Source organism: Bacteroides acidifaciens, assembly GCF_024623065.1.
Taxonomy (GTDB): domain Bacteria; phylum Bacteroidota; class Bacteroidia; order Bacteroidales; family Bacteroidaceae; genus Bacteroides; species Bacteroides acidifaciens.
In genome coordinates this window covers 1-2,849 of record NZ_JANJZR010000152.1, presented here as the reverse complement: position 1 = coordinate 2,849, position 2,849 = coordinate 1, and the positions used below count along the sequence as shown (strand labels likewise).

1 protein-coding gene and 1 pseudogene are annotated in these 2,849 nt (G+C 41.5%); both read left to right on the top strand.

The window, feature by feature from the left end; genetic code table 11:
• Positions 1 to 554: pseudogene (locus NSB03_RS20270) on the top strand (phage tail tape measure protein); the annotation flags it as partial.
• Positions 555 to 563: 9 nt separating this feature from the next.
• Positions 564 to 2,693, top strand: a complete 2,130-nt coding sequence (locus tag NSB03_RS20265) for a hypothetical protein (RefSeq protein WP_136014071.1) — start codon at positions 564 to 566, stop codon at positions 2,691 to 2,693.
• The last annotated feature ends 156 nt before the right edge of the window (positions 2,694 to 2,849 follow it).

Genomic DNA, 2,849 nt, shown 5'->3' with positions numbered 1-2,849 from the left:
AGGCGTACGCGGACTTAGGACCGATCGCCGGAACCGTTGCTGCAGCAATGCTTGCGGCTACCGGTGTGGCCCAGCTTATGTCGGCAAAAGCGGAAAGAGACAAGATTAAAAATATGTCTCTGAAAAATACGGCCGGAAGTAAGACGGCAACGGCGGAAAGAGTCGTTAAAGGTTCCGGGGGGTATTCAGAAGGTGGTTATACCGGTCCCGGTGGACGTTATGAAGTAGCCGGCGTAGTCCATAAAGGGGAATATGTGGTACCACAGCCGGAAATGAATAACCCCAAAGTGATAGATGCCGTTAGTACCATCGAATCGATTAGAAGACAACGGACCAATGTAAACCCGTTGCCGGAAACCGGTTACGCGGAAGGCGGATACACCGGAACGCCTGCAGGAGATTCTTCATACTTGGAAATACTGGAAGCAACGAAGGAACTTCGTAAGACGTGCGAGGCTATCAAGTCTATAAAGGCTTACATCGTTTACCAGGACTGGGAAAAGGCTAAAGAGACGATAGAAAACGCCCGCTACACATTCACGCGCGGAAAATAATCAAATAGTATGCTAAAGATCAAGACTAATAAAGGGTATTTGGATTTAGGGGGAGATTTTACCGTACAAATCGACGAGAAATCCCCCATCATGAACGACCGGGGATCGCAGACGGTCCCGGTTACGGTTCCATGCACGAATAACAATGCATTAATTACCGGTTTTGCCCACCGGTTGGATATGGCAATGAAACCAATAGATAAAGATGCAACGTGTACCGTATTGGATGGAGTATATAAGAGAACCGGAAAGCTAAACATCGTTTCGGCCGGAAAGAAAGAAGGAATAACCCTTAACATCGGGTTTGACAATTCGGAAGCCTACAGTGCATGGAAAGCGAAGAAATTAAATTCCATGGAATTACCGGTAAAAGAATATAGTGATATATTTGATTTATTGGAACATCTTGATGAAGTCCTGAATGGAGAAAAAGAAGACTATTCCATATTCCAGATAGTAACAGCCAATGAAGCGAAAGACGGCGTTTACTATCCTAAATATCTGAATTTCATACATCCGTTATCAGAAGGGAGTAGAATATATAGATTGCGTTCGGATGAGCGGACGGAAACACACTTGATTGACGGAACTCCAACGCAGGTAAAGTTACCTAACGGATACGGGATAACTCCATTTCTGTACGTGTGGCGAGTATTGGAACTTGTTTTCTCTGAATTTGGCTATACTGTCACGGAAAATCCTTTTAAGACGGACAAGCAGCTTTATAACTTGGTAATATTAAATAATGCCGCAGATTGTTGCGTAAAAGGAAAACTGGCTTATGCTGATTTAATGCCGGACTGCACCGTGGAAGAGTTTTTGAACGCTCTTTATGTACGCTTCGGACTGGTTTATAATATATCATCCGATACCAAAACGGCTACGCTAAGACTTCTTAAAGATATTATAGAAGCCGAGCCCGGCCTTGATTTATCCCGTAGCCTGACAGATGAACCTTTAATAACGTATGAAACGGCCCGGCAAATGAAGTTATCGGCCAAGACTTCCTTTACTGGGGCGGCCCCCTCTGTTGAAAGGTTCGAAGACTATTTAAAGGATCAGAAAGTGGCCAGACTGGCGAAAGTTGACATTACCGAAAGGGTGATACATCTAAATTATGAGGAAACGACGGGGCGGTGGTTCAAATGGGATGAAGACAACAAACGCCTTACTTATTCTTCATCGAGTTTCTTTTCCTGGGATCGGAAAACCGACAATATCGAAGATAACGAATTAACCAGCGACGACGAATGCGTTCCAATGGATTTTGCCCCGAATGATATTCTTTCCCCTCAATATCTGGCTGATTACGTGCACCGTTATACATATCTTAAAACATCCTCTAATAATGATGATGAAGATTCGGAAAAAGTAGAAACGCCTTTATCGTTTGTGTTTGCCTTTACATCCTCACAGAATAGTAAATATCCTTTCGGTTCCGTACTGCCCTATACTTCCGAGGGTGAGGAAGTCGTATTAAAAGACGGAAGTAAACATACGATATCACTTTTGTTTCAATATAAAAACGGTCTGTTTATAAACTTCTGGAAAAAATATGATGCTATAATAAGACACTCTTTCAACCAGGTAGAAACGAATGTCATGTTACCGGTCCACCAGCTTATGAGTATGGATATATTGACACCTGTAGCACTTCGGGGGCAGTACTTGCTTTTTGACGGGCTTTCTTATTCACTTCCGGCAAATAAGATTGTACCTGTCGAGCTGACATTAAGAACGCTTCGGTTAATAGCTCCCTATAATCTTGATGAGGAACATTTTATTAAAAATTTCGGTAGTACTTTATATATATGGAAACTGGTTCGTAATACCATGACAGAAGTTATAGAAAACAAGAAAAAGGAGATTTTAGATTCCTTCAATGAATCCGAAGATACTATATTAAGTAGTTTTTTCAAAACTAATACGGATGATTATATGACTCCAGATTCGGATAATTATGTTATAGAGAATCCCCCTATCCTTGATAACGATAAGTTGGTAAGAAATTATCAGGTAAAATTAAGGGTGTATATTGATTATATAATGGGAGGTCCTGAAGATCTTAGACAAACTTATGATGAAACTTTTATCCTTTCGTATATAGGGGAGTTCATATCCGTTGTATATTCCGGTTAATTTCGTCCTTTACTCTTCCTTTTATAAACCCAACTTTTGCACTATGGAAAAGCAGAATAATATTGTACTTGCCCCGTCTACTTCACAAGTAACGGAGCTTTATAATCTCTGGAGGGAGAACCACTCGGGCCGGCTTGCGGACTTTTATAAGTTTAT